This is a genomic window from Rhodoglobus sp. (assembly GCF_053580035.1).
Genome location: NZ_JBMDVL010000001.1, coordinates 1,241,946 through 1,267,946, shown reverse-complemented (window position 1 = coordinate 1,267,946; position 26,001 = coordinate 1,241,946). Strand labels below are relative to the sequence as shown.

At 60.8% G+C, this 26,001-nt stretch carries 25 protein-coding genes; 15 read left to right on the top strand and 10 right to left on the bottom strand.

Features of this window, described 5'->3' with window-relative positions:
• Positions 1-879, bottom strand: coding sequence for an EamA family transporter (locus tag ACOH1Z_RS06275; protein ID WP_449647583.1), 879 nt, complete (start codon positions 877-879; stop codon positions 1-3).
• A 62-nt stretch (positions 880-941) separates the two neighbouring features.
• Between ACOH1Z_RS06275 and recQ the strand changes: the two genes are divergently transcribed.
• From recQ to ACOH1Z_RS06245, 6 genes are all read left to right on the top strand, one after another.
• Positions 942-3,002 carry a DNA helicase RecQ gene (gene recQ / locus ACOH1Z_RS06270; RefSeq protein WP_449647582.1) on the top strand — a complete coding sequence of 687 codons (2,061 nt, stop codon included), beginning with the start codon at positions 942-944 and terminating at the stop codon, positions 3,000-3,002.
• A 37-nt stretch (positions 3,003-3,039) separates the two neighbouring features.
• Positions 3,040-3,993, top strand: a complete 954-nt coding sequence (locus ACOH1Z_RS06265) for a siderophore-interacting protein (protein WP_449647581.1) — start codon at positions 3,040-3,042, stop codon at positions 3,991-3,993.
• A 26-nt stretch (positions 3,994-4,019) separates the two neighbouring features.
• Positions 4,020-5,057 (top strand): FecCD family ABC transporter permease, encoded by a 1,038-nt coding sequence (locus tag ACOH1Z_RS06260; RefSeq protein ID WP_449647580.1) that lies wholly within the window; start codon positions 4,020-4,022, stop codon positions 5,055-5,057.
• Entirely contained in the window at positions 5,054-6,094 is a 1,041-nt protein-coding gene (locus ACOH1Z_RS06255; protein ID WP_449647579.1) for a FecCD family ABC transporter permease, read from the top strand. The genes ACOH1Z_RS06260 and ACOH1Z_RS06255 overlap by 4 nt, the downstream gene beginning before the upstream one ends.
• Before the next feature lie 86 nt (positions 6,095-6,180).
• A complete protein-coding gene (locus ACOH1Z_RS06250; protein ID WP_449648208.1) occupies positions 6,181-6,939 on the top strand; it encodes an ABC transporter ATP-binding protein in 759 nt (252 codons plus the stop codon).
• Positions 6,940-7,088: 149 nt separating this feature from the next.
• Positions 7,089-8,099 carry an iron-siderophore ABC transporter substrate-binding protein gene (locus tag ACOH1Z_RS06245; RefSeq protein ID WP_449647578.1) on the top strand — a complete coding sequence of 337 codons (1,011 nt, stop codon included), beginning with the start codon at positions 7,089-7,091 and terminating at the stop codon, positions 8,097-8,099.
• Between the two features lie 104 nt (positions 8,100-8,203).
• Here the strand turns inward: ACOH1Z_RS06245 and trxA are convergent, their stop codons facing one another.
• Complete coding sequence (trxA, locus tag ACOH1Z_RS06240; RefSeq protein WP_449647577.1) at positions 8,204-8,605, bottom strand: thioredoxin; 402 nt, start codon at positions 8,603-8,605, stop codon at positions 8,204-8,206.
• Between the two features lie 196 nt (positions 8,606-8,801).
• Between trxA and ACOH1Z_RS06235 the strand changes: the two genes are divergently transcribed.
• Positions 8,802-10,913 (top strand): acyl-CoA dehydrogenase family protein, encoded by a 2,112-nt coding sequence (locus tag ACOH1Z_RS06235; RefSeq protein WP_449647576.1) that lies wholly within the window; start codon positions 8,802-8,804, stop codon positions 10,911-10,913.
• A gap of 87 nt (positions 10,914-11,000) precedes the next feature.
• Here ACOH1Z_RS06235 and ACOH1Z_RS06230 read toward each other — a convergent pair whose 3' ends face one another.
• The 6 genes from ACOH1Z_RS06230 to ACOH1Z_RS06205 form a co-directional block, all read right to left on the bottom strand.
• Positions 11,001-12,644 (bottom strand): DHA2 family efflux MFS transporter permease subunit, encoded by a 1,644-nt coding sequence (locus ACOH1Z_RS06230; RefSeq protein ID WP_449647575.1) that lies wholly within the window; start codon positions 12,642-12,644, stop codon positions 11,001-11,003.
• A complete protein-coding gene (locus tag ACOH1Z_RS06225) occupies positions 12,644-13,438 on the bottom strand; it encodes a TspO-related membrane protein (RefSeq protein WP_449647574.1) in 795 nt (264 codons plus the stop codon). The genes ACOH1Z_RS06230 and ACOH1Z_RS06225 overlap by 1 nt, the downstream gene beginning before the upstream one ends.
• Before the next feature lie 110 nt (positions 13,439-13,548).
• Positions 13,549-13,683, bottom strand: coding sequence for a hypothetical protein (locus tag ACOH1Z_RS06220; RefSeq protein WP_449647573.1), 135 nt, complete (start codon positions 13,681-13,683; stop codon positions 13,549-13,551).
• A 117-nt stretch (positions 13,684-13,800) separates the two neighbouring features.
• Positions 13,801-14,304, bottom strand: a complete 504-nt coding sequence (locus ACOH1Z_RS06215; protein WP_449647572.1) for a hypothetical protein — start codon at positions 14,302-14,304, stop codon at positions 13,801-13,803.
• Positions 14,305-14,548: 244 nt separating this feature from the next.
• Positions 14,549-15,148, bottom strand: a complete 600-nt coding sequence (locus ACOH1Z_RS06210; protein ID WP_449647571.1) for an RNA polymerase sigma factor — start codon at positions 15,146-15,148, stop codon at positions 14,549-14,551.
• Positions 15,132-16,043, bottom strand: a complete 912-nt coding sequence (locus tag ACOH1Z_RS06205; protein WP_449647570.1) for a DMT family transporter — start codon at positions 16,041-16,043, stop codon at positions 15,132-15,134. Before ACOH1Z_RS06205 ends, ACOH1Z_RS06210 begins: the two co-directional genes overlap by 17 nt.
• 61 nt (positions 16,044-16,104) lie before the next feature.
• Here ACOH1Z_RS06205 and ypfJ point away from each other — a divergent pair, with 61 nt between their 5' ends.
• On the top strand, positions 16,105-16,971 hold the full coding sequence (gene ypfJ / locus ACOH1Z_RS06200; RefSeq protein ID WP_449647569.1) for a KPN_02809 family neutral zinc metallopeptidase: 867 nt from the start codon (positions 16,105-16,107) through the stop codon (positions 16,969-16,971).
• 32 nt (positions 16,972-17,003) lie between these two features.
• Here ypfJ and ACOH1Z_RS06195 read toward each other — a convergent pair whose 3' ends face one another.
• Both ACOH1Z_RS06195 and ACOH1Z_RS06190 read right to left on the bottom strand, forming a co-directional pair.
• Positions 17,004-17,390 carry a hypothetical protein gene (locus ACOH1Z_RS06195; RefSeq protein ID WP_449647568.1) on the bottom strand — a complete coding sequence of 129 codons (387 nt, stop codon included), beginning with the start codon at positions 17,388-17,390 and terminating at the stop codon, positions 17,004-17,006.
• 41 nt (positions 17,391-17,431) lie between these two features.
• A complete protein-coding gene (locus ACOH1Z_RS06190; RefSeq protein ID WP_449647567.1) occupies positions 17,432-17,863 on the bottom strand; it encodes a hypothetical protein in 432 nt (143 codons plus the stop codon).
• Between the two features lie 336 nt (positions 17,864-18,199).
• Here ACOH1Z_RS06190 and ACOH1Z_RS06185 point away from each other — a divergent pair, with 336 nt between their 5' ends.
• From ACOH1Z_RS06185 to ACOH1Z_RS06155, 7 genes are all read left to right on the top strand, one after another.
• Positions 18,200-18,433, top strand: a complete 234-nt coding sequence (locus ACOH1Z_RS06185; protein ID WP_449647566.1) for a hypothetical protein — start codon at positions 18,200-18,202, stop codon at positions 18,431-18,433.
• 239 nt (positions 18,434-18,672) lie between these two features.
• Positions 18,673-20,079: a GH1 family beta-glucosidase gene (locus ACOH1Z_RS06180; protein WP_449647565.1), complete on the top strand. Its 1,407-nt coding sequence runs from the start codon at positions 18,673-18,675 to the stop codon at positions 20,077-20,079.
• 77 nt (positions 20,080-20,156) lie between these two features.
• On the top strand, positions 20,157-21,398 hold the full coding sequence (locus ACOH1Z_RS06175; RefSeq protein WP_449647564.1) for an extracellular solute-binding protein: 1,242 nt from the start codon (positions 20,157-20,159) through the stop codon (positions 21,396-21,398).
• A gap of 64 nt (positions 21,399-21,462) precedes the next feature.
• A complete protein-coding gene (locus tag ACOH1Z_RS06170; protein ID WP_449647563.1) occupies positions 21,463-22,341 on the top strand; it encodes a carbohydrate ABC transporter permease in 879 nt (292 codons plus the stop codon).
• Positions 22,331-23,170, top strand: coding sequence for a carbohydrate ABC transporter permease (locus ACOH1Z_RS06165; protein ID WP_009773249.1), 840 nt, complete (start codon positions 22,331-22,333; stop codon positions 23,168-23,170). The genes ACOH1Z_RS06170 and ACOH1Z_RS06165 overlap by 11 nt, the downstream gene beginning before the upstream one ends.
• Positions 23,171-23,182: 12 nt before the next feature.
• Positions 23,183-24,739, top strand: coding sequence for a glycoside hydrolase family 5 protein (locus ACOH1Z_RS06160; protein WP_449647562.1), 1,557 nt, complete (start codon positions 23,183-23,185; stop codon positions 24,737-24,739).
• A gap of 11 nt (positions 24,740-24,750) precedes the next feature.
• Positions 24,751-25,968 (top strand): ROK family transcriptional regulator, encoded by a 1,218-nt coding sequence (locus tag ACOH1Z_RS06155; RefSeq protein WP_449647561.1) that lies wholly within the window; start codon positions 24,751-24,753, stop codon positions 25,966-25,968.
• The last annotated feature ends 33 nt before the right edge of the window (positions 25,969-26,001 follow it).

Sequence of the window (26,001 nt, the reverse complement as noted above, 5' to 3'; positions counted from 1 at the left end):
CTAGCCGCCCACCACAAGCAATACGCTCGCGGTGATACCCAACGCAATACCGACATATTGCAGGGGCGCGATTCGCTCGCGCAACACGATCGCCGCAAGCAGCACAGTGCCTGCCGGGTAGAGCGCAGTCAGTACGGCAATGACCGAAAGGTCGCCGATGCGAACTCCCGTGATGATCGCCATGTTGGCGATTACGTCGAGAGTGCCGCCGACCATCGCGAAATAGATGCCGCGGCGCCAGAGTGACGAGCGGCCCGGAGCTGGCGCTCCGGCTCGGCGGCGCTTAGCCAACGCCGCCATCACAAAGAACAGCGTGAACATGACGAGCGCGTTGACGACGCGGTTGCCGAGAACCGGGATGATGCCAGAGTTGTCGGGGGCGGCATCCAGAATCACAAAAAACATCCCAATGGCGGTGCCCGCACCAACCGCCATGAGCAGTGCTTTGGTGCTCGGTCGCACGGCATCTTTTTCGGGAACGAATCCCACAAGCACGACGGCGATGAGCGCGACAGGAATCGCGACGAAACCAAACGCCCCGAGCGATTCTCCGCGCAGCAGACCGACGGTCACTGGCACGATTGCCGACATGACCGCGGTCACAGGAGACAGGATGCTCATGGGCCCGATCGCGAGGCAGGCATAGAGCAGACCGATCGCCACCGCGCTATTGACGCCGGCGATGGCGCCGTAGATCACGGCCTCTGTCGACCACACGTTCGAGACGAACGGGAAGATGAGGAGCAACACGGCAAGGCCCGCAACGGCTCCCACTGCAGTAGCCAGAATCGGGCTAATTCGCTTGGCTGCCATACCGCCGAAGAAGTCAGCGGCACCGAACGTGAGCGCGCTAGAAAGCCCGAGAAATACGGTGAACATGGTGCCTGTCGCTATGGGGACGAATCATGCCAATGGTAGTGGCTGCGCCTAGACTTCTCGGCATGGTGTCTGCCCAGTCTGTTCTTGAGTCCACGTTCGGTTACGACTCGTTCCGGGGGCAGCAAGGCGAAATCATCGACACCATCGTGCAGGGTCGTGATGCCCTCGTGCTCATGCCCACCGGTGGCGGCAAGTCGCTGTGCTACCAAATTCCTGCGCTTGTTCGCGAAGGCACCGGCGTTGTCATTTCGCCCCTGATTGCATTGATGCAAGACCAAGTGGATGCTCTCGCAGCCGTCGGCGCGCGTGCGGAGTTTCTCAACTCCACCCAGTCCGCCGACGAGCGCACGCGCGTCGAAAACGCGTACCGGGCTGGTGAGTTGGATCTGCTCTACCTCGCGCCCGAACGCCTCCGCGTCTCGTCCACTGTGTCACTCCTCAAGCAGGGTCAGATCGGGCTCTTCGCCATCGACGAGGCGCACTGTGTGTCGCAGTGGGGCCACGACTTTCGCCCCGACTACCTGCAGCTCGACGTGCTGCATGACCTATGGCCTGATGTTCCGCGAATTGCCCTGACCGCGACCGCGACCGAAGCCACTCGCAAAGAGATCGCCCAGCGACTCAAGCTCACTGACGCAACGCAGTACGTTTCTAGTTTTGACCGGCCCAACATCCAGTACCGCATTGAGGCGAAGGCGCAGCCGTTGCAGCAGTTGCTGACCCTGTTGAACACCGAGCACTCGGGCGACGCTGGAATTGTGTATTGCCTATCGCGGGCCTCGGTCGAGAAGACGGCGCAGTTCCTGGTCGAGAACGGCATCCCGGCGCTGCCGTATCACGCGGGTCTCGACTCCAAGATTCGGGCAAGCAACCAGAGTCGTTTCTTGCGCGAAGAGGGCATGGTGATGGTGGCCACGATCGCGTTCGGCATGGGCATCGACAAGCCCGACGTGCGTTTTGTCGCGCACCTCGACCTGCCCAAGAGCGTTGAGGGCTACTACCAAGAAACAGGTCGTGCCGGTCGTGATGGACTGCCTGCGACGGCATGGCTCGCTTACGGCTTGCAGGATGTCATGCAGCAGCGCCGCATGATCGATCAGTCGGGTGGCGACCTGGCCCACCGTCGCAACTTGAGCGCGCACCTCGATGCGATGCTCGCGCTCTGCGAAACCGTGGAGTGCCGCCGCGTGCAGTTGCTCGGCTACTTCGGTCAAGAATCGACGGCGTGCGGCAACTGCGACACGTGCCTGTCTCCGCCCGAGTCGTGGGATGGCACGGTCGCGGCCCAGAAGCTAATGTCCACCATCGTGCGACTGGAGCGCGAGCGCAACCAAAAGTTTGGGGCTGGGCACCTGGTCGACATCCTCATCGGCAAGACCACGCCGCGGGTTACGCAGCAACGTCACGACGATCTGGCCACCTTCGGTATTGGTTCGGATGTCTCGGAGCAAGACTGGCGTTCGGTAGTGCGGCAGCTGCTCGCGCAATCGTTGTTAGCGGTGCAGGGGGAGTACGGCACGCTCGCGATCACCCCCGAAAGCGCGTCGGTGCTGAGCGGCGGGCGCACCGTGAAACTGCGCAAGGAAGCGCCTCGCAAGGCTCGCGGTTCCGGTGCAGCGGGCGGTGCGGCGAAGCGCAAGGTTATGACCGATTTGCCCGACTCTGCCACCGACCTGTTCGAGAATCTGCGCACGTGGCGTTCGGGGGTTGCGCGCGATAACGGCGTGCCCGCCTACGTCGTGTTCGCGGATGCCACGCTGCGCGGCATTGCCGTGACCAGACCCGAGTCGTTGGCCGAGCTTTCGGAGATCAGCGGAGTCGGCGAGAAAAAGCTCGAGACCTATGGAGCTGCCGTACTCGCGGTTGTTTCGGGGGAGCCGGTTGAGACGCCTAGTGGCACTGCGACGGATGACGCGGCTCCAGCATTTGCGGCAGCGCCTGCTACGGCGACCGCTCGTCAATCGCGTCATGCTGCTTCTCGGCCTGCGCCGTCACGACCTGCTGCTTCACGCTCTGCTGCTCGTCCATCGGTAGCTCCGGCAGTGTCAGTTCCCGGCGACGAAAACGACATTCCGTTCTACTCGGACGACGATGCACCCTATGACGGACCGCCCGAGCACTAACCTTTTCGTCCGAGGTTAGGTGTGCCATACTTAGGCAATGCTTACCTTAGAACGTGACATTGCGAAGGACGCCCGCCCGGGCTATCGACCCTTCGCTGCACGAGTGGAAAGCATCCGTGAACTTTCGCCTCGCTTTAGGCGCGTCACCTTCACTGGCACTGAGTTTGAGACCTTCGGAACTGACGGTTTCGACCAGCGAATCAAGATCGTCTTCCCGCTTCCGGGCATCGGCCTGAGCGACATCGGTGCCAACGATGCGCAGACCATCGCCGAGGGCACGTGGTACGCCCGTTGGCGTGCGCTTCCTGATGAGGCCCGCAACCCGTTCCGCACCTACACGATTCGTGCTGTGCGACCCGCGCTCCGTGAGATCGATGTCGACATGGTCTTCCACGGTGCCAACGGCCCCGCTGGGCAGTGGCTAGCGAACGCAGCGGTGGGCGACGAAGTCATCATCGTCGGGCCCGACGCGGCGAGCATCCAATCAAGGATCGGCATCGACTGGCATCCCGGCCCCGCCCGCACCGTGCTCCTCGCCGGAGACGAAACGTCCGCGCCTGCCATCTGCAGCATCCTCGAGCGCCTCGACCCCAGCGTTGAGGCCCACGCCTTCATCGAGATTCCGGATGCCGCAGACCGGCCACCACTGAATCTGCCGAGCAATTGCCACGTCACCTGGCTTCCGCGGGGAGAGCAGGCCGCAGGCTCAGCGCTCGACCCCGCCGTCCGGGCGTGGACGCAAGCCAACGCCTCACTCGTGTTGCCCGCACTCACGCCAGCCTCGCAACCACTCGGTGATATCGACGTCGATACGGAACTGCTCTGGGATTCGCCGGGCGAAGCATCCGGAAAGCACTTCTATGCTTGGCTTGCCGCCGAAGCGTGCGTCATCAAACTGCTGCGCCGTTTTCTTGTGAGCGAGACCGGTGTTGACCGCAAGCAGGTCGCGTTCATGGGGTACTGGCGTCTTGGCAAGTCCGAAGCGCAGTAACCCACACCACTACACCCGCACCCGACATGACACAGACCGTTTCGGCTCCGCGCACGACGCTGAGCCTCCGCCCCCAGCGTTGGATCACCCTCGGCGCAGCCGTGGGGCTACTCGCAATTGTGCTCGTGCTGAGTCTCGCGCTTGGCGCTCGCGGTGTCGAGTTCTCCCAAATTTGGCAAGCGCTCTTCGATCCTGAGGTTGGCAACAACGACCAGCTCGTGATTCGTGAATTGCGATTGCCGCGGACCATCGTCGGCCTGCTCGCCGGGCTCTCGCTCGGAGTCGCCGGAGCGGTCATGCAGGGGGTGACCCGCAACCCGCTCGCCGACCCAGGCCTCCTCGGCGTCAACGCGGGCGCCTCACTCGCCGTCGTTTTTGCGATCAGCGTGCTGTCAATCAGAAACCCCACCGGGTATATCTGGTTTGCGTTCGCCGGCGCAGCAATTGCCGCGAGCACTGTTTACGCGATTGGCTCCTTGGGCCGAGAGGGCGCAACCCCGGTAAAGCTTGTGCTCGCGGGAACCGCCGTCACCGCTGGCATAACCTCCGTGATCTCGCTCATCCTCATTTCCGATACCGACACTCTCAACACCTTTCGGTTCTGGTCGGTCGGGTCGCTTGCCAGCCGCGACCTCGAAGCCGTGCGCCTCACGATTGGCTTTGTCATCGGAGGGCTCATTCTCGCCGCAATTTCGGGGCGGATGCTCAACCTCGTTGCCCTCGGAGATGACCTGGCCCGCGGCCTCGGTCAGCGCATCTATCTGTCGCGCGCCATCGCGGCAGGAGCGGTCGTCTTGCTTTGCGGATCTGCAACCGCTCTTGCCGGGCCTATCGTTTTCGTCGGGCTCGTTGTGCCTCATGTCGTGCGCCCATTCACGGGCCCCGACTACCGGTGGATCATTGCGGTCTCCGCCGTTCTCGGGCCTGCACTGTTGCTTATCGCAGACATCGTGGGTCGCCTCATCGTTGCTCCCGCTGAGCTTGAAGCCGGCTTGGTAGTTGCCGTGATCGGGGCTCCCGTAATGATCGCGCTTGTGCGCCGCGTGAAGTTGGCTGGGCTATGAGCGGCGTGCTGAAAGTCCGCTCCCCGATTGCCCTAGAGCTAATGCCGCCGCGCACCCTGCGCATCGTCATCGGCCTAGCCCTCGTCGCCGTCGCGCTTACCCTTGTGAGTATTGCGGTTGGGGCATATACGCTCTCGCTGCCAGACCTCCTGGCCACTCTCTTCGGTGGCGGCACGACGTCCGATCGCTTCATCGTCGTCAAGCTGCGTCTGCCGCGAGTGGTACTGGCCATTCTCGTGGGTGTCGCCTTCGGGCTTGCCGGTGCACTCTTTCAGAGCCTGCTCCGCAACGCCCTCGCCAGCCCTGACATCATCGGTATCAGCGGCGGGGCGAGCGTCGCCGCCGTGTTGAGCCTGCTCGTATTCGGGGCAACCGGCCTAGCAGTCTCGATGTCGGCCCTGGTTGGGGCCCTCGTCGTGGCATTCGCCATCTACCTCTTGTCGTGGCGCTCCGGTATGAACGGCATGCGCTTCGTTCTCATCGGCGTTGGCATTGCCTTCATGGCCCAGGCGGTGCTCGGATACCTCATCACCCGCGGCGACGTGCGCGACGCGCAGCAAGCTCTCGTGTGGATGGTGGGTGGGCTCGGCGGTGCAAGCTGGGGCGACATCGTCATCATGGCCGTCAGTCTCGTTGTGCTGTTGCCCGCCGTCGCTGGGCTTGCATCGAAGCTCCGGATGTTACAGCTCGGCGATGATCTTGCTGCAAGCCTTGGTGTCTCAGTGCAGCGATCGCGGCTCGCGCTCATCATCGTTGCCGTTGCCCTCGTCGCGATCGCCACCGCTCTAGTAGGGCCGCTCGCGTTTGTCGCGTTCGTCTCGGCCCCCATCGCCCGACGGATGATCGGCGGCGGCACTCTCGCCCTCGTGCCGAGTGCCCTCGTGGCCGTGGTACTTGTCCTCGGTGCTGACTTTGTCGCGCAACATGCCTTTGCTACCGGAACCCAAGTGCCGGCCGGTATCGTCACCGGTCTCATCGGTGCCCCTTACCTGCTGTGGCTTATCTCCACTACCAACCGTGAAGGACGTACATCGTGACCAACGCAGACGCCCCTGACCACGCTCACCTCCAACCCGGCGATTCTGATTCGAAGCGGCCTGCACACGAACTTCGCGCCGACAATGTGACTCTGAACTATGGCGGGCGCGACATTGTGTCGAACGTGAGCTTGGCGATTCCAGACGGGATGGTGACCGTGATTGTCGGTGCCAATGCGTGTGGCAAGTCGACACTGCTGCGCGGACTGTCACGACTGCTGCGACCGGCATCGGGGCGCGTATTGCTCGACGGGCGAGACATCCACTCGGTGCCGTCGAAGGAGGTCGCTCGTGTTGTAGGAATTCTGCCGCAGTCGCCGATCGCACCGGAAGGCATCACCGTTCGTGACCTAGTGGCGCGCGGGCGTTACCCGCATCAGGGCTGGTTTCAGCAATGGTCGGCTGCGGATGAAGTGGCAGTCGAGCAGGCGTTGACCGCAACCGACACAGCCCAGTTGGCGTCGCGGCGCATCGAGGAACTCTCGGGAGGACAGCGCCAGCGCGTCTGGATTGCGATGGCGTTGAGCCAAGATCCCGACATTCTGTTGCTCGACGAACCCACCACTTTCCTGGATGTGCGCCACCAGCTTGATGCGCTTGATGTGCTTGCAGGCCTCAACCGTGAACGCGGAACGACGATCGTGATGGTCCTGCACGAACTGAATCTGGCCGCGCGCTATGCCGATCACATGGTGCTGATGGGCGAGGGGCAAATTCTCGCCGAGGGGTCGCCCGACGAAGTCGTGACCGCCGAGCGGATGCGCCAAGCATTTGGGCTCGAGGCGCAAATCATTGCCGACCCGGTGTCGCACTCGCCGATGGTGATTCCTGTCGGTCGGGCCTAGCCGGATCGCATTGCAGCGCATCGGTTCGCCGTTGCTTCGCTCATTGCGACGGTCCCGTCTTGCGCAATTGGATAAGGCAAGCCTATCCTTACTAAGCGCCGGAAACGGCTGCACGAGTGTTTTCAACCCACGTCTTGCCTAGGAGATCAATGTCACGCCGTCCACGCCTCGCCGCCTTCGCTGCGGCCACCGCTGCCCTCATCGCGCTGAGTGGTTGCGCCGCCTCAACCCCCGAAGGCGACTCCGGTGCCCCCGCAGCATCCGATACTTTCCCCGTCACGATCGAACACGCTTTCGGCGAAACCGTCATCGAGAGCGAACCGCAGCGTGTTCTCACTCTGGGTTGGGGAAGTGGTGACGCTGTGCTCGCGCTTGGTGTCGTACCCGTCGGTATGGAGGCGCAGAACTACGGTGGCGACGAGAACGGCGTTCTGCCGTGGGCGGCGGATGCTCTCACCGAGCTGGGAGCAGAGACCCCACTGATCTTCCCCGCCACCACGGATGCTCCCGCCTACGAACAGATTGCCGAAGCTGCCCCCGATCTGATCCTCGCAACGTACTCGGGAATCACCGAGGAACAGTACGACCTGCTCAGCGAGATCGCGCCGGTTGTCGCTTACCCCGAACTGCCGTGGTCGACCCCGTGGCGTGACGTGATCAGCACCACGGGAACCGCTCTGGGAAAGACAGCTGCAGCGGATGAGGTTCTCACCAACATCGACGCTCTCGTCGCCGAGAAGGCAGCCGAGCATCCTGAGTTCGAAGGCAAGACCGTTGCGGCAACCTTCGACGTAGGCGGAACCTTCTACGTCTACAAGCCCGCCGACCCGCGGGTCGAGTTCCTCCTCGACCTCGGCCTAAAGAATGCCCCCGCCGTCGACGCTCTCTCCAACGGTGACTCCACGTTCTTCTACACGCTCAGCTACGAGAAGCTCGATGAGTTGGACAGCGATCTGCTCATCGCCTACGCCGAGACTCAAGAAGTGGGCGACGCTTTCGCCGCCCAGCCCTACGCGCAGAGCATCCCCGCCGTTGCCAATGGTGGACTCGTCGCCGTCAACGGCGCATCGCTCGTCGCCTCGGTCTCGCCGCCCACGGCACTCTCGCTGCCGTGGGGTATTGACAGCTTTGTGGAGGCAATCGCTGCCGCGCTGAAGTAATTCCTCGCCGCGCGAGCAAGCAGAGAGCGCACAGAAAAGGGCCCGCCGACGAATTCGTCGGCGGGCCCTTTGTGGTCTGCGGGAGTTGCTTGTCTGTCAGCTAACTAGCTAGCAGGGGTTGCTGGCGCTTCGCCAGCTTCTGCTGCAGCCTGCTGCTCAGCAACCTGCTTGTGAACCTCAACCATGTCGAGGTTCTTGACACCCTCGATGACCTGCTCGAGGGCGGGGGCAGGAAGTGCGCCGGGCTGGGAGAACACAAGCACGCCGTCACGAAATGCCATGAGGGTAGGGATCGAGGTGATTCCTGCCGCGCCAGCAAGTTCCTGCTGGGCTTCGGTATCTACTTTTCCGAACGTGATGTCGGGGTGGGTTTCGCTTGCGGTCTCAAAGATGGGCCCGAATTGCTTACAGGGGCCGCACCATTCGGCCCAAAAATCTACGAGCGTGATTCCTTCTTTGGTGACCGTCTGGCCAAAGTCTTCTGAGGTGAGAGTGATAGTCGACATAGTTACATCCTTTCACGGAGGCCAACAACGTCACCTGAACAATGATTCCCACAACGCAACCGCAGCTGTTTTGCGGTTTCTTACAAAGGGATGCGGCGGGTGCGGCATCCGCTTCGTTGACGATGCACGACCCACTTTGCGCCAACGCACACCGGTCGTAGCGTGTAATTACCGAACTTTAGGAATCGAGATAGCCATGACCCAGGTTCACAACACGGCCGCCGATACGGCGCCGAGCCACCCCATCGCTGCGCCCGACGATGCCACCACATCTTCCGAAACCTCCTCCGAGGTTCCCGCCATCAACGTTGAATGGTTGGGCGAATATTTGCTCGGAAAGTGGGCGAAGGCGCGCAAAGAGTCGCGCGCGCTCATGACTAACCCTGAGTTGCATCAGGTCAACGGACTCTCGATGGCCGACCACCGCGAGCGTGTGCTGAGCCAAATGTCGATCCTCGTCGACAACGGCGCCATCCAGCGCGCTTTTCCGGCAGAGCTCGGTGGCAACGACGACCACGGTGGAAACATTGCCGCCTTCGAAGAGGTAGTGCTTGCTGACCCTTCGCTGCAGATCAAGTCTGGCGTTCAGTGGGGCCTTTTCGGGGCCGCAGTTCTCCACCTCGGCACCAAGGAACACCACGACAAGTGGCTCCCAGACATCATGAACTTGACGACGCCCGGTGCCTTTGCGATGACCGAGATCGGTCACGGATCGGATGTCGCGAGCATCGCCACCACTGCGACCTACGACCCCGACACCGATGAGTTCGTCATCAACACCCCGTTCCGCGCGGCGTGGAAGGACTACCTGGGCAACGCTGCGCTTCACGGCAAAGCGGCTACGGTCTTCGCTCAGCTCATCACCAAGGATGTCAACCACGGCGTGCACGCGTTCTACGTTCCGCTGCGCGACGACAACGGTTTCCTCCCCGGTATTTCGGGTGAAGATGATGGCCTCAAGGGTGGTCTGAACGGTATCGACAACGGCCGACTCGCGTTCGACCACGTTCGTGTTCCCCGCATCAACCTGCTCAACCGCTACGGCAACGTTGACGAGAACGGCGACTACACCTCCGACATTGACAGCCCAGGCCGTCGCTTCTTCACGATGCTCGGAACGCTCGTTCAGGGCCGCGTTTCGCTCGATGGTGCCGCAGTGCTTGCGAGCAAACTGGCCCTCACGATCGCGATCAAGTACGGCTCGGAGCGTCGACAGTTCACGGCATCCAGCAACACGAACGAAGAAGTGATTCTGGACTACCAGCGTCACCAACGGCGCCTTTTGCCGCGGTTGGCTCAGACCTATGCAATGTCGTTTGCGCATGAGGAGTTCCTCGAGAAGTTCGATGGAGTGTTCTCGGGCCGCACCGATAGCGAGTCTGACCGCCAAGATCTCGAAACTATCGCCGCAGCGCTCAAGCCCCTCAGCACGTGGGCTGCGCTCGACACGCTGCAAGAGGCTCGCGAGGCCTGTGGCGGGTCTGGCTTCATGGCCGAGAACCGGCTCACCCAGATGCGCGCTGACATGGATGTGTACGCCACCTTCGAGGGCGACAACAACGTGCTGCTTCAGTTGGTCGCCAAACGACTGCTCACCGACTACTCCCGCAAGTTTGCTGGCGCGGATGCTGGTGCCATGGCCCATTTCGTGGTGGATCAGGTCAACGAGGCTGCCGTCAATCGCTCGGGTCTTCGCCGCTTCGCGCAGAACGTCGTGGACTTTGGCTCAACCGCTCGCTCGATCGGTTACGTGCGCGATACCGATTCGCAGCGTCAGCTGCTCACCGACCGTGTTGAAACGATGGTGGCGGATGTCGCGGGCAAGCTGCGCGCGGCAACCAAACTTCCGCAGGCTGAGGCCGCCGCTCTCTTCAACAGTCACCAGAATCAGCTCATCCTGACGGCCTACGCCCATGCTGAACTGCTCCAGTGGGAGGCGTTCACTCGAGCCCTCGAGAAGATCGAAGACAAAGACACTGCTCAGGTCATGACCTGGCTGCGTGACCTCTTCGGCTTCTCACTCATCGAGAAGAACCTCGCCTGGTACCTCATGCACGGTCGCATTTCCACGAACCGCGCTCAGGCCATCACCGACTACATCGATGATCGCCTGCTGCCGCGTTTGCGCCCGCAGGCACTGGATCTCGTGGCCGCGTTCGGCCTGACCGACGAGTTGGTGCGTGCGCCGATCGCGTCAGGTGCTGAGGCTGTTCGTCAGAATGAGGCTCGCGACTACTACGCCGAGCGTCGCGCTTCTGGCGAAGAGCCCGTACATGAGAAGGATCTGAAGCAGAAGAAGCGCCGCTAGCAGCGCTGCTCAAAAAAGCCTGCCGCCCCACGCTGTGTGGGGCGGCAGGCTTTTTGCGGCGTTGCGGCATTGCCGCTTTGCGTCGCGCTATTCGTGCACTGGACTGTCGGATGACTCTGCGGATTGGCTTTCGCCGGGGCGAGAACCCGAGCCCTCGGTGTCGTCATCGCCGCGGCGTGAGCCGTCGAGACGGAGGCTGGCGAGGAATCCGATCGCCAGAAAACCGGCAGCCGCGAAGGCGGCATACCGTGTCGAGTCGGTGAAGGCTTGGCGGGCGTCGGCTGCGACATCCGGAGACTGAGCATCGAGGGCACTAATGCCGGTGCCGGCGGAGTCGACAACGAGGTTCACGATTTGGGTTCGGGTTTCGGTGGGGATCTCGGCGCGGTCGGCGAGCTTGGCATCGAGGCCGGAGCCGAGGCTCGCGAAGAGAACCGTGCCGAGGATGGCAATACCGAGGGCTGAACCGATTTGGCGTGCAGTGCTCTGGGTTCCTGATCCTTGGCCGGACTGGCTGAGGGGAACATCCTTGAGCACAACGCTGGTGAGTTGGGCGGTGGCGAGGCCGACACCGAAACCATAAACGAAGAGGCCGGGGGCGATCTGCCACCAGGCGGCATCCGGACTGAGACCGAACGCGACGATGAGTACGCCAACGATTTCGGCGCCGATACCGAAACGCACAATAGTGACGGGGGTGACTTTGTTGCCGAAGGCTCCCGCGAATCCACTCGCGACGAACGAACCGATAGCAAGTGCGAGGATCACGAAACCGGTCTGCAGTGCGTCATATCCGAGCACATTCTGCAGCCACAGCGGCAGTGACAGGATGATGCCGAACTCGCCAAGCGAGACGATCATCGCGGCAATGTTTCCATTGCGGAAGGAAGCAATTCGCAGCAGACCGAAGGCCAGCATCGTGGACTTGCCTGCCCGTTCGCGCGCAAAACCCCAGCGTACGAAAATGATGCCCGAAATCACGGCAAGGGCGAACGCAAACGGGATGGGCGAGATATCTAGCGTCCAAAAATCGGGTGGTGTGTCGCTGAAGAACCAGCCGTAGCTACGGCCTTCGATGAGAGCGAAAACGAGCGACGCGAACAGCACGACGGAGAGCGCGGCGCCGACAACATCCACTCGCCGCTGTGCTGATGCCTCCTTAGATTCGATAGTGAAAATGAGGACGCCGATGACGATGATCACGCCGAGAGGAACGTTGATTCCAAAAGCCCAGCGCCAAGAATAGTAGGTGGTGAGCCAGCCGCCGAGCAGGGGGCCAACTGCCGCCATTCCCCCAATCGTGGAACCCCAGACGGCAAAGGCGATGGCGCGTTCACGCCCGCGGAAGGTTGCATTGATAGTGGAGAGGGAGGCTGGCAGGATCATTGCTCCACCGACGCCTTGCACCAGGCGCGATGCGATGAGTAGCTCGCCAGTCGCAGCAGTAGCGGCGAGGATGGAGGAGAGCGCGAAGATCGCGACACCGATAAGCAAAACGCGGCGGCGGCCGTAGCGGTCCGCAAGGGTACCAAATACGAGGAGCAGCGCAGCGAAGACGAGAGTGTAGCTTTCCTGAACCCACTGCACCTGTGTTGAGTTCAGGTCGAGATCTTCAACAACGGAAGGGATGGCGACGTTGACGATCGTGGAGTCGACGATAATCAGCGCGACCGCGATGCTGATGAAGAGGAGCCCTAACCAGCGTTTGCGTGAGGCGCGACTGTCGTTCACTATGCGGTCTGTTCAGTGCGCAGTCGGGCGATGGTGAAAACGGCGGCACTCGCGAGCACTGCAACAACAGCCACGATCGCGGCGGTGGCGGTGGGGCCCGAGATGAGGTCTCCCGTGAGGCGGCCAACGGCCACCCAGGCAAGGCCCCAGCTCAGCGAGAGGGCTGGCGAAAAGTGTGCCCGACCACGCGCGGCAAGCGCGATGCCCACGGCACCGGCGACGAAAACGATCGCAACGCCCCACACATCTTCGGGGATGCCGAAGCCAGTGAACCCGATAGCGACCAGCCACGCGGTGATGTTGGCTGCAGTCGCGACACACACCCAGCCGAGGTAGAGGCCAATCGTGCCGTCAGTGATGATCGCATCGATAGCGCCGGCAGCTGGCAGTTTGACGGTGATCAAGTACGCCTGAATGAGAACAATCAACAGCAGGATGATCACGGGAACGCTGAGGGCGAGTAGTCCGTACTGGATAGAGAGAATCCAGGCGGCATTGAGCACGAGGGATGCGGCGACCCAGTAACCAACGCGGCGATGCAATTCTGCGGTCGTCTGTTTGGGCAGCATTTGCCAGACGGCGTAGGCGACGAGTCCTAAATAGATGATGCTCCAGATGCCGAATGCTGAGCCGGCGGGAGCGATGACTGTGGCGTCCGCGCTGAGCGCACCGCCCGCAGCATCCTGAATCGGGGTTCCACCTGCAGCACCCGAACCTACGAATGCTCCGATGAGGGCAAAGGTCGCGCTCGCGGCAACCGTTATCTGCCTGACTACGTCTCTGGATTCTCGCATGACGTTCTCCTTGGGTTGGCTGTAAGCCTAGAACTCCTGAGGCGGAGTTGACCGAAGAATCGCTGAGATGTGGGAGTCGCTCAGCTAGCGCGCCCGAAGACGTGAAGTGTCTAGTGCGTGAAGCCGGCGAGCAGGCTCGGAGCGGCTAGGTTCACGAGCAGAATGATGCCCGTGAGTGCAACGATCGCACCCATCGCGACGAGCACTGCCTTGCCGAGAACGGTGATTACGGAGATGAAGGTCATACCTCAAGGTTAGCGGAGGAGCGGATGCCATAGAGCCCGGCTCTGAACTAAAAGTCGTCGACTACTTCTGGCTGGAGTCTGTACGCGACGGCATCCACTCGATCCCTGCAAGCGCGGCTACGGTTTCGACTTGCCGCCCTGCTTGTTTTCCGACTTGCCGTGGCTTCCACCCTCGCCGCTGTCACTGTCAGCCTCTTCTGACTCGTTGTGATCGCCGCTGGGTGAATCGGATTCGGACTTCTTACTCTTTTCGTGTGCTGCCTCGGACGTCTCAGCGCCGAAAGTGCGGCCGACCTTGTCTAGATCCTGAGCGCGCTCGGAGACCCATCCACCGAAGTTATCGGGGTGCTCAGTCGCTTCGGCTTCTTCAGGCCCCTCGACTTCTTCAGTCACTTCGGTTTCTTCCGCCGGTTCAGACTCTGGTGTCGTGGTGGAATCTTCGGTCGATTCGTCACCGTCGTTGGTTTCACTGACAACTGTGGATATCACTGAGTCAAACGCGTCTTGCGCTCCGCTTGGCAGAATTCCTCCCGCTCCGGCCCCCGCCGTTGCGGCAACTGCCACTGTCGCGCCGAGCGCGATTTTCGAGGCTATCCCCAAGCCTGCAATCCATGAAAACATTGTTCTCCCCCTCTTACTCGCCCCGATTATCAGTAGCGAATCATGGTGAGATGATCCAGACGGAGCTTTGGTGAGGCCTAGCCGCACCATCAACTCTTCAGACGGCCGGGCAGTCGATTCGTAGGCCGCTTCGCGAAACTCGGCGATCGAGTTTGCGAGCGATGTCAGATCGGACCGCGATTCCGGCGCGCGTCCAGACAGAACCGCCTGCGCGACCCTGTCGGAAATTCGTTTGTTTCTCATCTCACTTCACGCCATCGCTCGAGAGCCTCGCAGGGATACGGGTAGGGGAAACTTTCTTTCTCAATCGTTCAAGAGCGCGTCGTTGCAGTGCTTTGACAGCCCCGGGGCGTTTGCCGATCACAGTGGCAATCTGGGCCACTGTCAGGTCCGCGACTATGCGCAACACCATCACATCGCGCTGATCCGTGGGGAGCGAGTTGAGCAGTGAGAGTGTCGTCTCGTCTTGCAAGCGGCTAAGCACTTCTTCCTCCGCACTGGGTGCGCTATTCGAGTCGTGGTCCGCGTTCCACTCCACACTCTCTCCTCGCCGCGCACGTTTTCGAAATTCATCGACGAGACGTCGATACGCAACCGAAAATACGAAAGAACGGAATTGCGATTCGTTGCCAATGAACTGCGGCAACCGCTCGAATACGTCAAGAAACACCTCGCTAGTGAGGTCTTCTGGTTCGCGCGAGCCGCGCGCGGTGAGGAAGGCTGTCACGGCTGGCGAATACTCGATCCAGAGGGTCGTGGAGCCCCATCCGGCTCCGGCCTGCGCGGCAGCAAGCAGGGCAGCAAAGTGCTTTGCTCGTGGATCGTCGTCAGCGCCGTGAGTCACGAGCAGAGGTTAGCAGGGCACTCCGATCAAGACGGATGCGAACCGCGACTCCGGCGCAGAGAATTACGATAGCTCCTCCGATGACTGTTGGAATGGTGAGTTCTTCCCCCAGGATCAGGGCTGCCCAGGTGATGCTCAACACCGGTTGTACGAGTTGCACTTGGCTGACTTGCGCCATTGGCCCAATGGCGAGCCCGTGGTACCAAGCGAAGAAGCCGAGAAACATGCTCACTACGGCCAGATATCCAAACGCGGCCCACTCGATTGGCTCGGCAGTCGGCGGCTCTTGGATTGCTGAGAATACCGCGAGGGGAATCATAAATGGCGCCGCGACGACAAGCGCCCAAGACACCGTCTGCCAGGCACCGAGTTCACGCGCGAGGAGGCCGCCTTCGGCGTACCCAATTGCTGCTGCAACGACCGCGCCGAAGAGGAGTAGATCAGAAAGCCCGAGTTGACCGAACACGCCACCCTGAATCGAGGCGAATCCAAGAGCGGCCACGGCGCCGATTGCGGCAAGCATCCAGAAGGACAGTGGCGGTCGCTCTCCCACACGAATAACCGCCAGCACCGCTGTAGCGGCGGGCAACAGCGCAATGACGACCGCCCCGTGGCTCGCAGGTGCCGTGACCAAGGCATACGACGTGAGCAAAGGGAAGCCGACAACAATGCCGCCGGCGACGGCAAGCAAGCGGACCCACTGCCGCCCTGTTGGCAGCCGCTGATGGGTGATGGCGAGCGCGGCAATGGCTAGGAGGGCAGCGATCACCGCTCGGCCAGACCCGATAAGTAGGGGGGATAGGCCGCCAACGGCCACGCGGGTGAAGGGGAGAGTGAACGAGAACGCGATCACTCCCACTAGCCCCCACAGGAGTCCGGAGCGGCTGAGGGGCATTCTCTGACGTTACCTGCAAAAACTCAGGATACGACGTCGCGGCTGGTAGTAAATTCTCTCTATGACGTTCAACGACGACGCCCGCATCAACCCAAACAAGGTTTCGCGACGCGGGCGCAACACCGGAATTGCCGTAGGTGGCGGCGGCAGTTTGCTTGTTATTGGCCTGATTATTGCGTCTCAGTTACTCGGCGTTGATCTAACAGGGCTTGTGAGCGGCGGAACGACCGGTGGACAAGAGCAACCAGGACAGCCACTTTCCGAATGCACAACGGCTGAAGCGGCGAACAGCAGCATCGATTGCCGCATCGCCGGAGCGGCAGATTCGCTCGATACCTACTGGGAGGGGCAGATCGACGGGTACCGCACCACTAACGTCGTGCTCTTCACCGGTCAAGTGAACACCGGATGCGGCGGTGCAACGAGCGCGAGTGGTCCGTTCTATTGCCCACCAGATGAGACCATCTACGTTGATACTGCTTTCTACGATGACCTGCGCAGCCGCTTTGGTTCCACGGGTGGGCCACTCGCCGAGATGTATGTCATTGCGCATGAGTGGGGGCACCACATTCAGAACTCCACCGGAATCATGGATGGCCTCGACCGTCAGAACACGGGCCCGTCCTCGGATTCGGTGCGGCTTGAGCTGCAGGCGGACTGTTTCGCGGGCGCCTGGGTGGGTGCGGCATCCACGATCACTAACGACGACGGGGTGGTCTTTCTTGACCCTGTGACGGACGCCCAAATTGCAGATGCTCTGAGTGCAGCTTCGGCTGTTGGCGACGACCGCATCCAAGAGTCAACTCAGGGCCAGGTAACTCCAGAGACGTGGACGCATGGGTCAAGCGACAAACGTCAGCAGTGGTTTACGACCGGACTCAATGGTGGCCCCCAGGCGTGCAACACCTTCGAGGTGGCGACGCCGTAGTTTTCGCGCGGCGTGCGGCGTGCGGCGTGCGGCTACTCGGGTGCAGCGTGGGGGCGCGGCGGAACTTTGAGCACCGCATAAACGGCAATCACGGTAAGACAGATATTTGCCCAGTCGATCTGAAAGTCATCGTTCGGCAGATAGCGCATCACAAAAACTCCGAGCCCCCGGACGACGAGTCCCCAGATGCTGAGTGTGAGAAACGCTTTGCTCGCCCAGGTTTGTCCTCGCTTGAGCAGTAACAGAAGGCCGAGATTGAAGATGCTCGCAGCGACGAGGGAAGCTCCTGACGCCGCACCGGGCACGAGGCTCCACGCGACAGCAATCGCTTGAGTGACTATCGCGATCGTGAGCCACGGGATGCGCGTTTCGTCGTCGGCAAGCGAGTCGACGGTCGGCTCTGCCTCGTTGTCAGTCACCTTCGAATTTTCGCATACGGCATCAGCCATGGTGCCGACCACTAGTCGCTGTGTTGCCCGGTTATTTCAGCGTCAGGCAGGAGAAGGTTGAGTATGTCGTCGGTAATGTATTCCGGAAAAGCCCACGCCAAGTCTCCACCTTGCGTAGAAATGACAAAGTGTGCGGACGTGCCCCACGGCACAGTAACTCCGAAGCTTGGCCCGTCTGGAGAGGGCTGAAGTTCGTACACGGGAATGTCCCGATCTCCCACGATTCCGATGCTGGGGACGAACTTCAGGTGACGGTTGGTGATTTCGCACACACCGATGCTCCACTCGGTGCCGATGTTGAGAACGCGAGCATCCGCCGCCCTTATCGCGCAGCGCACTTTATTTTCGGCCAAGAGGCGACGGTCGCGCCCTCTGTCGTTGACCGGCTGCCCAAAGACAGTGGCGCCAATAAGCATTCCGAGCATTTCGAGGATGACGCTCATGGCGCTGACTCCTCCTGCTGCTCGCGGTGTGCGGCAGCGTGCGTGCTGCCGGTGGATTTGAGCTTACTCACGCACCTGCGCATAGTCGTTGACGTCCGCACCCCGCGTGCGTGCTGTTGCCGTTCTGCCAATTTCCTCAGCTTGAGCAGTGCCTCGTGTTCAGCCGTTCGCTGCCTGCACCCTTCGGAAACTCAGGAAAACCTCGTCTTGCAGCAATGCCAACCCTGACTACTAGGGCATCGCCGCACGGATCTTTGAGGATTTCCTGAATTTCCGTGACGTTCGTTGCTGGGGCCATCAGGGGGTGCCCACCACTCGGTTATCTCTCACTCGCTCATGTCCGGCCTGAGCGCTGCAGGCAGACTGCTTCAGGGGAGCGTGGTTGGGGCGGCATCCACCATTTCTAGTGACCGTGAAGTGGTCTTTCTTGGCCATGCGGCGGGTAGCCAAATTGCGGATGCTCTGAGTCAAGCTTCGGCTCGTGGTGACGACAGCATCCAGAAATTAACTCAGGGCCAAGTGACTCCTGAGCCGTGGACGAATCAGTCACGTTCCCAACGCCAGCGGTAATTGATGACTGGGCTCAACGTCGGGCCACGGGCGTGCAACAACTTTTCGGGTGGCGACGCGATAGCTGCAGTGCATGCTTGCGTCATGCAGGCGTGCGCGCGGGGAAGGTTAGTTGCTCTGGAGGTAATCAATTCGTCGCACTTCATCCGAAATTGCTCTTGACATAGTTTTGACACTGGTTATAGTAAGTATTGAAATAAGCCAGAGTCACTGAACCGTCAACCCGAATGCGATCACCGATGACCGAGACCTCTCCCTCCGCACGGCTCACGGCTGAGCCTTCCCTCGAGACCCTCGGCACCTTCCCAACAGACTTCCGATGGGGGCTCGCGACAGCGGCATACCAAATCGAGGGCGCTGCATTCGAAGGCGGTCGTGGACCGAGCATCTGGGACACCTTCTCGCACACGCCAGGCCTCAGTTTGCATGGGGATACGGGTGACATTGCGTGTGACCACTACCACCGTTGGCAAGCAGACCTCGACCTATTGAAGAGTCTCGGCGTTACCGACTATCGGCTCTCCGTTTCGTGGTCACGCCTCCAGCCAAGCGGATGCGGTGAGTTGAATGAAATCGCCGTCGCGTTCTACCGCGACGTTCTGAACGGGCTTGCGGAACGCGGCATCCGAGCGCTAGTTACTCTTTACCACTGGGACCTGCCTCAGCCTCTCGAGGATGAGGGCGGCTGGCCTGTACGTAGCACCGCGTACCGCTTCGCAGAGTTTGCTACAAGAACTGTCGAAGCGCTTGGCGACCTTGCTACTGACTGGTTGACGCTCAATGAGCCATGGTGCAGTGCCTTCCTCGGCTACGGAAATGGCGCGCACGCTCCCGGCCGCACCGACTATCGGGCTGCGATTCACGCCGCGCACCACCTCAACCTCGCCCATGGGCTCGCAGTCGCTGGGATCAGAGTGGCGATGCCCAGCGCATCCGTCGGCATCACCAATATCGTGACCGACATCATTCCCGCGAGCGATTCGCCGGATGACGCGGCAGCAGTCGTACGCCTTGACGCCTCGAGCAACCGCGTCTTCCTTGACCCCGTCTACCTTGGTGCTTACTCGGATGCCGTGTGGGACACCCTGGGCAGCCGGGGGCTGAGCGATGTAGTGCAGGAGGGCGATCTTGAGATCATCTCCACACCCACCGACTTCGCTGGCATCAATCACTACCAGCGAGTGATCGCGTCTCATGACGAAACGGCACCATTCGGCGTCGCCGAAATGCCAGCCGAACCGGCAACGACATCGTTCGGATGGTCGGTCATCCCCGAATCGCTCACCGCAGTCTTGACCAGGGTCTCGCGCGAGTTCACTAGCGTTCCGCTCTTCGTCACCGAGAACGGAGCGAGTTACGAAGACTATGTGGACCCCAACGGCGACGTCGTTGATACCGAGCGAATTGCCTACCTGCGCGGTTACCTCGGCGCGGCCGCCGAGGCGATCGCAGCTGGTGTTGATCTTCGCGGCTACTACGCGTGGTCGTTCCTCGACAATTTCGAGTGGGCGGAAGGCTATAGCAAACGTTTCGGCCTTGTATGGGTCGACTACCGCACCCAGGAGCGGATCCCGAAATTGAGCGCGCACTGGTATCGGCGCCTCATCACAGAGCATCAGGAAGTCGTGGCGTACACAACAGCCTGACGCGGATGGTGCGAGTCTGGATGACTCGCCCATGCACCACTGCACAGCACACCAAAATACGAGAAGAAGGAATCTCAATGAAGAGAACAGCAACCTCCGTTGTCGCCGCCGTTGCGGCAGTGGGGCTCACAATAGGCATGAGCGCGTGCTCGACAACATCCGCAGCCGGAAGCGGCGACGCTGAAGGTCCACTCACCGTCTGGGTAATGGGCGATTCGGGTGCAAACTTCGAGATGCTTGTCGCTGACAGCGGCATCGAGGTAGAGGTCGTAGCGATACCGTGGGATTCGATCGACGAAAAACTCACCACGGCTGTCGCGTCCGGGTCCGGGCCTGACATCCTCCAGATTGGACTTTCGAAGCTGCGAACCTTCGCGGATGCCGGAGCCCTCCTGCCCCTCGACGACGAAATCGCTAACCACCCCGGCATTGACCCCGCGAACTTCCCCGCAGGAGTGTCTGGCACAGCGACTTCGGTCGGCGGAGAGATCGTGAGCGTCCCTTGGACCAGCGATACCCGAGTGCTCTTCACTCGTACCGACATCCTCTCGGAAGCTGGCATTGACGCACCCCCGGCCACGTGGGACGAACTACGCGCTGACGCTAAGACTCTCGCGGCACGCGGCGACGACCAGTACGGCTACTACATTCCTCAGTGGGATGCACCGCTGCCGATCGAGATGACCTGGAGCATGGGCGGCGAGGTCATCGACGCTGACGGAAACGTCAACTTCGATACTCCTGAGTTCCAGAAAGCTGTCGACGTCTACACCGGGCTCTACGCAGACGGAAGTGTGCCAGTGAATGGCGACTTCGATCAGACTCAGGGCTTTATCTCCGGTGTTGCACCGATGCTCGTGAGTGGACCCTACCTCGGCAGAGGAATCGCGGATTCGGCTCCAGAGCTCGACGGCAAGTGGCAAGCAAGCCCGCTGCCTGCAGGCGACGGTGGCTCCATCTCGCTGTTCGCCGGCTCGAACCTCGGTGTGTGGTTCAACACCGATCAGAAGGAAACCTCGCTCGATCTTCTCGAGTACGTTTCGCAGCCAGAGCAGCAGCTGGAGTGGTACAGCATGACTGGTGAACTGCCGACCGTGTCATCCGCGCTTGAAGATGGGGACCTGAACAGCGACCCCAACGTGCAGGTCTACACCGACCAGCTCAAGACGGCCAAGGTTCTTCCGCTCGTCTCAAATTGGGATGGCGCAGTGGGAACCGAGCTGCTGAATGCTCTCAACGCGATCGCGCTCACGGGAGCGGACACGAAGTCGTCACTTGACGGCCTCTACTCCACAACCGCTGGTCTCACGATTAACTAGCAAGTAACACCCCTCACTAACAATCTCGGCGTCGCGACGCGACACGAACAGGAAGGACGGCACGGTGCGCAATCGCCTTACTCCCTACCTGTTCGTGTCGCCCGCAATGCTCCTCCTCATCACCTTCGGGATCTTCCCGATCCTTGTCGCCGCGGTTATCAGCACGACAAACATGAATATCTCGGCGTTTGCCGACTGGAACAACGTCGAGTTCATTGGCATCGACAACTACACAAAGCTTTTTGCAGACCCAGACTTCTGGCAGGCCATCGGCAACACTGGTCTGTTCGCAGTGTTCGGGGTGCCGGCCATCGTGATCCTGTCACTCGGTGTCGCGTTACTGCTGAACCACAGCCAGAGCAGATTTTTCCGATCGCTCCGTGCGTTCTATTTCATCCCAGCAATCACCGCCATCGTCGCGATTTCGCTTGTCTGGGGTTACCTCTACAACACGCAATTCGGACTCCTCAACTACCTGTTCTCACTCGTAGGAGTTCCCCAGGTGCAGTGGTTGTCAGACCCGATCTTGGCAAAGTTCTCTGTGGCACTTGTCGCAATCTGGCGCGGAACCGGGCTCAACATCATCATCTTCCTTGCCGCACTCCAGGGCGTACCGAAGGAGTACCTAGAAGCGGCATCGCTCGATGGGGCTGGAGAATGGAAGAAGACGTTCTCGATAGTGATCCCCCTCATGCGCTTTGCGATTTTCTTCGTGAGCGTCACCACCACTATTGCGTGGCTCCAGTTTTTCGACGAGCCTTTCGTGCTCACCGACGGTGGGCCGCTCGGTGCCACCACCTCTGCGTCGATTTTTCTCTACAAGGAGGGATTCCGGCTCAACCAGTTCGGGTATGCCAGCGCCGGTTCGATCGTGCTGTTCGCGATCATCGCCGTGATTACACTCATCCAATTGCGAGTGAGACGGGCCGACGATGACTACTGATCGCACTCACGCCAAGCGGAGACGCGCGCTCACCGTAACGATCGGTATCGCGCTGGGGATTGGCGCCCTGATAACGGCGTTCCCTTTTTTGTGGATGCTCACGACAGCGTTCAAACCGCAGCGAGAATCGGTGACGTTTCCACCAACGATCCTGCCTCAGGCGCCGACTCTTGAGTGGTTCCAGATGCTCTTCACTGAGCTGGATTTCGGACGCTACCTCGTCAACACCATCCTGGTCGTTCTGATCGGATTCATCGGTTTGATGTTCATGGCGATGGCCGGGTACGCGTTCGCAAAGTTCGATTTCCGAGGTCGCAAGTGGATGTTCTTTCTCGTCCTCGCGACGATGATGATCCCGATCCAAGTCACGATGATTCCGACCTATTTGATCCTCAACGGCATGAAGCTCACCAACACCCTGCTCGGCATAGCCCTCCCGACGTTGGTGAGCGGATTTGCGATCTTCCTGTTCCGACAATTCATGACCACGATTCCCACGGAGATGCTCGAGGCCGCGCGCCTCGACGGTGCTGGGGAGTTCCGCACGTTCTGGCAGATCGTGCTGCCCATGTCGAAGCCGATCCTCGCGGTGCAAATCGTTCTGACATTTATTTCGGGTTGGAACAGCTTCTTGTGGCCACTCATCATTGCGTCTGATCAGAAGCTGTACACGCTGTCTGTCGGATTAGCCCTCCTCAACCAGCAGCTCGCCGTGAACCCCTCGCTGCAAATGGCCGCGGCGTCGGTGATGGTCATACCGATCCTCATCGTCTTCATCGTCTTCCAGCGCTACGTCATCCAGGGCTTCGCCCTCTCCGGTCTTAAGTAACGAAAGAAACCCATGACTGATCTCACGCTCGCCACGTCGGCGTTCGAACCCCGTCCCGCATCCTTTGAAGGATTTGTACGTGCGAAGGATGCTCGGCTTGTCGATGGCTCAGGCCGCGAGTTGCTTCTTCGCGGGGTGGGGCTGGGCAACTGGATGCTGCCAGAGGGCTACATGTGGAAGTTCGGTCCTGGTGCGGAGTCTCCTCGGGAAATCGAGCGGCTAACAGAGCGCCTCCTGGGAGCTGCGGGAGCGGAGCGATTCTGGGAGGGCTTTCGGGCGAACTTTATTGCTGAGGCTGACATCGCGCTCATTGCGGCATCCGGTTTCGACCACGTGCGGTTGCCGATCAATTCGCGCGCGATTCAGGATGAGCACGGTCAACCGATCGAAGCTGGATACGCGATGATCGACCGGCTCATCGAGTGGTGCCGTAAACATAAGCTGTGGGTGATGCTCGATTTGCATGGTGCGCCGGGCGGTCAGACGGGCACCAACATTGATGATTCGCCGAACAATCTACCTGAGTTGTTCATGGAGCCGCGCTATCGAGAGCTCACGGTGCGGTTATGGCAAGATCTTGCGACACGCTATCGCCACGAGACGGTCGTGATGGGATACGACCTGCTCAACGAACCGCTGCCAAACGAGTGGCAGCACACCTACGCGGATGCACTCACTGACCTGTATCGCGACCTCACCCGCGAGATCCGCGCGATCGACCCCGACCATCTCATCGTTTATGAGGGTGCGCACTGGGCCACGAACTGGGACATTTTCACCGAGGTGTGGGACGACAATTCGCTGCTCCAATTTCATAAGTACTGGTCTTCGCCAGACACCGAATCAATCTCCGCGTTCCTTGAGGTTCGGGATCGTCTCGGGCTACCCATTTACATGGGCGAAGGAGGCGAGAACACCCTCGAGTGGTTGTATGCGGCATTCCGCCTCTACGAGTCGCACAGTATCGGCTGGAACTTTTGGCCCTGGAAAAAGATCGACACCCGCACTTCGGCTGCGTCGATTATTGCGCCAGAAGGCTGGGACCGTGTCGTTGCCAGCATTGGTGACCCTTCAGCAATAACCACTGCCGAAGCGAAGACTGTCTTTAGTGACTTGCTTGATGCGATGAGGATTGAGAACTGCCAGTGGCAGCCTGACGTTGTTTCCGCTCTTCTTGCGTCACGGCCGGTCGTTGTTCCCGTGTGGGGCTATGGCTATCGAGGATCTGGCGAGTCCTATTCGATTGCTGTGACAGGCGGTGTCGACGCGATCCGAAGTGATGACTCTGTGCCGTTGCGCTGGGCTATTGAGGGCGGCAATCCCGCAAATCCCTTTGAGCAGACGGATGGTCGTGCCTACGGAATCGCTGAAGAACTGGTCGTCGATCTCTCCGAGGGGGACTGGCTCGAGTACGAGATGGTGGGCTCCTCTGGCGCCCACGTGGTCGACGACGAAGGTCGGGATGCTGCCGTACGCGTCGAGCAGGCTGCCCGCGGCATCCGCATCATCGCCACCGCCGAAACAACCGTATCGAGGATCTACCCGTCGGGAGGCGACAAGACTTGGTAGGGTCTGGATTTATGACCGGGCGTATCGCACTCACAACTTCGGCGCCGGCAACGGTGAGTGATGTGCGTCAACGTAATCGCTCGCAGGCGCTGCGCAGTGTGATTCTCACGGGAGAGACGTCGCGTGCGGCCATCGCGCGCGAGTCTGGACTGTCGGTCGCTTCGGTCACCAATCTGATCTCCGAGCTCATTTCGGAGGGGCTCGTCATGGAGGCCGGCTCAGTAGCCTCGAGCGGTGGGCGACCTGTAACTTTGTTGGCCCCCAACCCAAGCGGGGCCTATTTTCTGGGCGCGGATGTTGGCGAGCGTGGTGTCGCGGTCGAATTGTTTGATCTATCGATGACGCGCATTGATCGTGAATTTCGCGGCGGCCGTGAGGGTGAGCCCATTGAGGCGATCGCTGCCGATCTTGATGAAGCGCTCAACGCTTTGCGTGAGCGGAATGCAGCGGCGTGGGACCGCATGGTCGGCATCGGGCTCGGGCTGCCAGGAATTGTGGAGTCGGATGCTGAGGGCCGCCAGGTTCTGTACGCCCAGAGCCTTGGTTGGTCGCCTATCCCTGTCGCTGATCTCGTCTCTCACGACATTCCAGTCTTTGCCGAGAACGGCGCTAAGACCCAAGCAATGGCCGAATTGTGGGATGGGGCGGCCCGTGGTGTGAATGAAGCACTTGTGGTGTTGCTTGGTCGCGGTGTCGGGCTCGCAATTGTGTCGAATGGTGAACTTGCCCGCGGCCTCAACAGCAGTGCTGGCGAGTGGGGTCACGTGAAGATTGTCCGCGACGGGCGCCTCTGTCGCTGCGGTGGCCGCGGATGTGTTGAGGCGTACCTCGGTGCGGATGCGATTCTCGAGTTATGGCGCGAAGCTGGTGGCATCTTTGAGGGGTCTGGCTGGCGCGCTGTCGGTCAACTTCTCGAATCGACCGATCCGATCGCCGTTGGGGTCGTCGACGAACTTATCGAGACGCTCGGCTCTGCGCTGGGCGGGCTCGTCAACCTCACCAATCCTGAGCGCGTGATTGTCGGAGGCTGGGTGGGCCTACGGCTCATGGAAAAGGTGGCCACTCGGGTTGAGGACGCAACGCGAGCTGAAGCCCTCGTGCGCCCGGGCGGACAATTCTCGCTTCACGCGTGTCATTTTGGCGGTGACACCGTCGCTCTCGGTGCCGCGATCATGCCGCTCGAAGCGCTCCTTGCTTCGCCCCGAAAAAGCTCCGCTTCTCTGGCTTAGAGGCGCGCCAAAGACAGCGGTGGTCCGCGAATC

Excerpts from the sequence above, each read along its gene's own strand:
- ACOH1Z_RS06275 (WP_449647583.1), bottom strand. The coding sequence starts at position 879 with ATGTTCACCGTATTTCTCGGGCTTTCTAGCGCGCTCACGTTCGGTGCC.
- recQ (WP_449647582.1), top strand. The coding sequence starts at position 942 with ATGGTGTCTGCCCAGTCTGTTCTTGAGTCCACGTTCGGTTACGACTCG.
- ACOH1Z_RS06265 (WP_449647581.1), top strand. The coding sequence starts at position 3,040 with ATGCTTACCTTAGAACGTGACATTGCGAAGGACGCCCGCCCGGGCTAT.
- ACOH1Z_RS06260 (WP_449647580.1), top strand. The coding sequence starts at position 4,020 with ATGACACAGACCGTTTCGGCTCCGCGCACGACGCTGAGCCTCCGCCCC.
- ACOH1Z_RS06255 (WP_449647579.1), top strand. The coding sequence starts at position 5,054 with ATGAGCGGCGTGCTGAAAGTCCGCTCCCCGATTGCCCTAGAGCTAATG.
- ACOH1Z_RS06245 (WP_449647578.1), top strand. The coding sequence starts at position 7,089 with ATGTCACGCCGTCCACGCCTCGCCGCCTTCGCTGCGGCCACCGCTGCC.
- trxA (WP_449647577.1), bottom strand. The coding sequence starts at position 8,605 with ATGTCGACTATCACTCTCACCTCAGAAGACTTTGGCCAGACGGTCACC.
- ACOH1Z_RS06235 (WP_449647576.1), top strand. The coding sequence starts at position 8,802 with ATGACCCAGGTTCACAACACGGCCGCCGATACGGCGCCGAGCCACCCC.
- ACOH1Z_RS06225 (WP_449647574.1), bottom strand. The coding sequence starts at position 13,438 with ATGCGAGAATCCAGAGACGTAGTCAGGCAGATAACGGTTGCCGCGAGC.
- ACOH1Z_RS06220 (WP_449647573.1), bottom strand. The coding sequence starts at position 13,683 with ATGACCTTCATCTCCGTAATCACCGTTCTCGGCAAGGCAGTGCTCGTC.
- ACOH1Z_RS06215 (WP_449647572.1), bottom strand. The coding sequence starts at position 14,304 with ATGTTTTCATGGATTGCAGGCTTGGGGATAGCCTCGAAAATCGCGCTC.
- ACOH1Z_RS06205 (WP_449647570.1), bottom strand. The coding sequence starts at position 16,043 with ATGCCCCTCAGCCGCTCCGGACTCCTGTGGGGGCTAGTGGGAGTGATC.
- ypfJ (WP_449647569.1), top strand. The coding sequence starts at position 16,105 with ATGACGTTCAACGACGACGCCCGCATCAACCCAAACAAGGTTTCGCGA.
- ACOH1Z_RS06190 (WP_449647567.1), bottom strand. The coding sequence starts at position 17,863 with ATGAGCGTCATCCTCGAAATGCTCGGAATGCTTATTGGCGCCACTGTC.
- ACOH1Z_RS06185 (WP_449647566.1), top strand. The coding sequence starts at position 18,200 with ATGTCCGGCCTGAGCGCTGCAGGCAGACTGCTTCAGGGGAGCGTGGTT.
- ACOH1Z_RS06180 (WP_449647565.1), top strand. The coding sequence starts at position 18,673 with ATGACCGAGACCTCTCCCTCCGCACGGCTCACGGCTGAGCCTTCCCTC.
- ACOH1Z_RS06175 (WP_449647564.1), top strand. The coding sequence starts at position 20,157 with ATGAAGAGAACAGCAACCTCCGTTGTCGCCGCCGTTGCGGCAGTGGGG.
- ACOH1Z_RS06165 (WP_009773249.1), top strand. The coding sequence starts at position 22,331 with ATGACTACTGATCGCACTCACGCCAAGCGGAGACGCGCGCTCACCGTA.
- ACOH1Z_RS06160 (WP_449647562.1), top strand. The coding sequence starts at position 23,183 with ATGACTGATCTCACGCTCGCCACGTCGGCGTTCGAACCCCGTCCCGCA.
- ACOH1Z_RS06155 (WP_449647561.1), top strand. The coding sequence starts at position 24,751 with ATGACCGGGCGTATCGCACTCACAACTTCGGCGCCGGCAACGGTGAGT.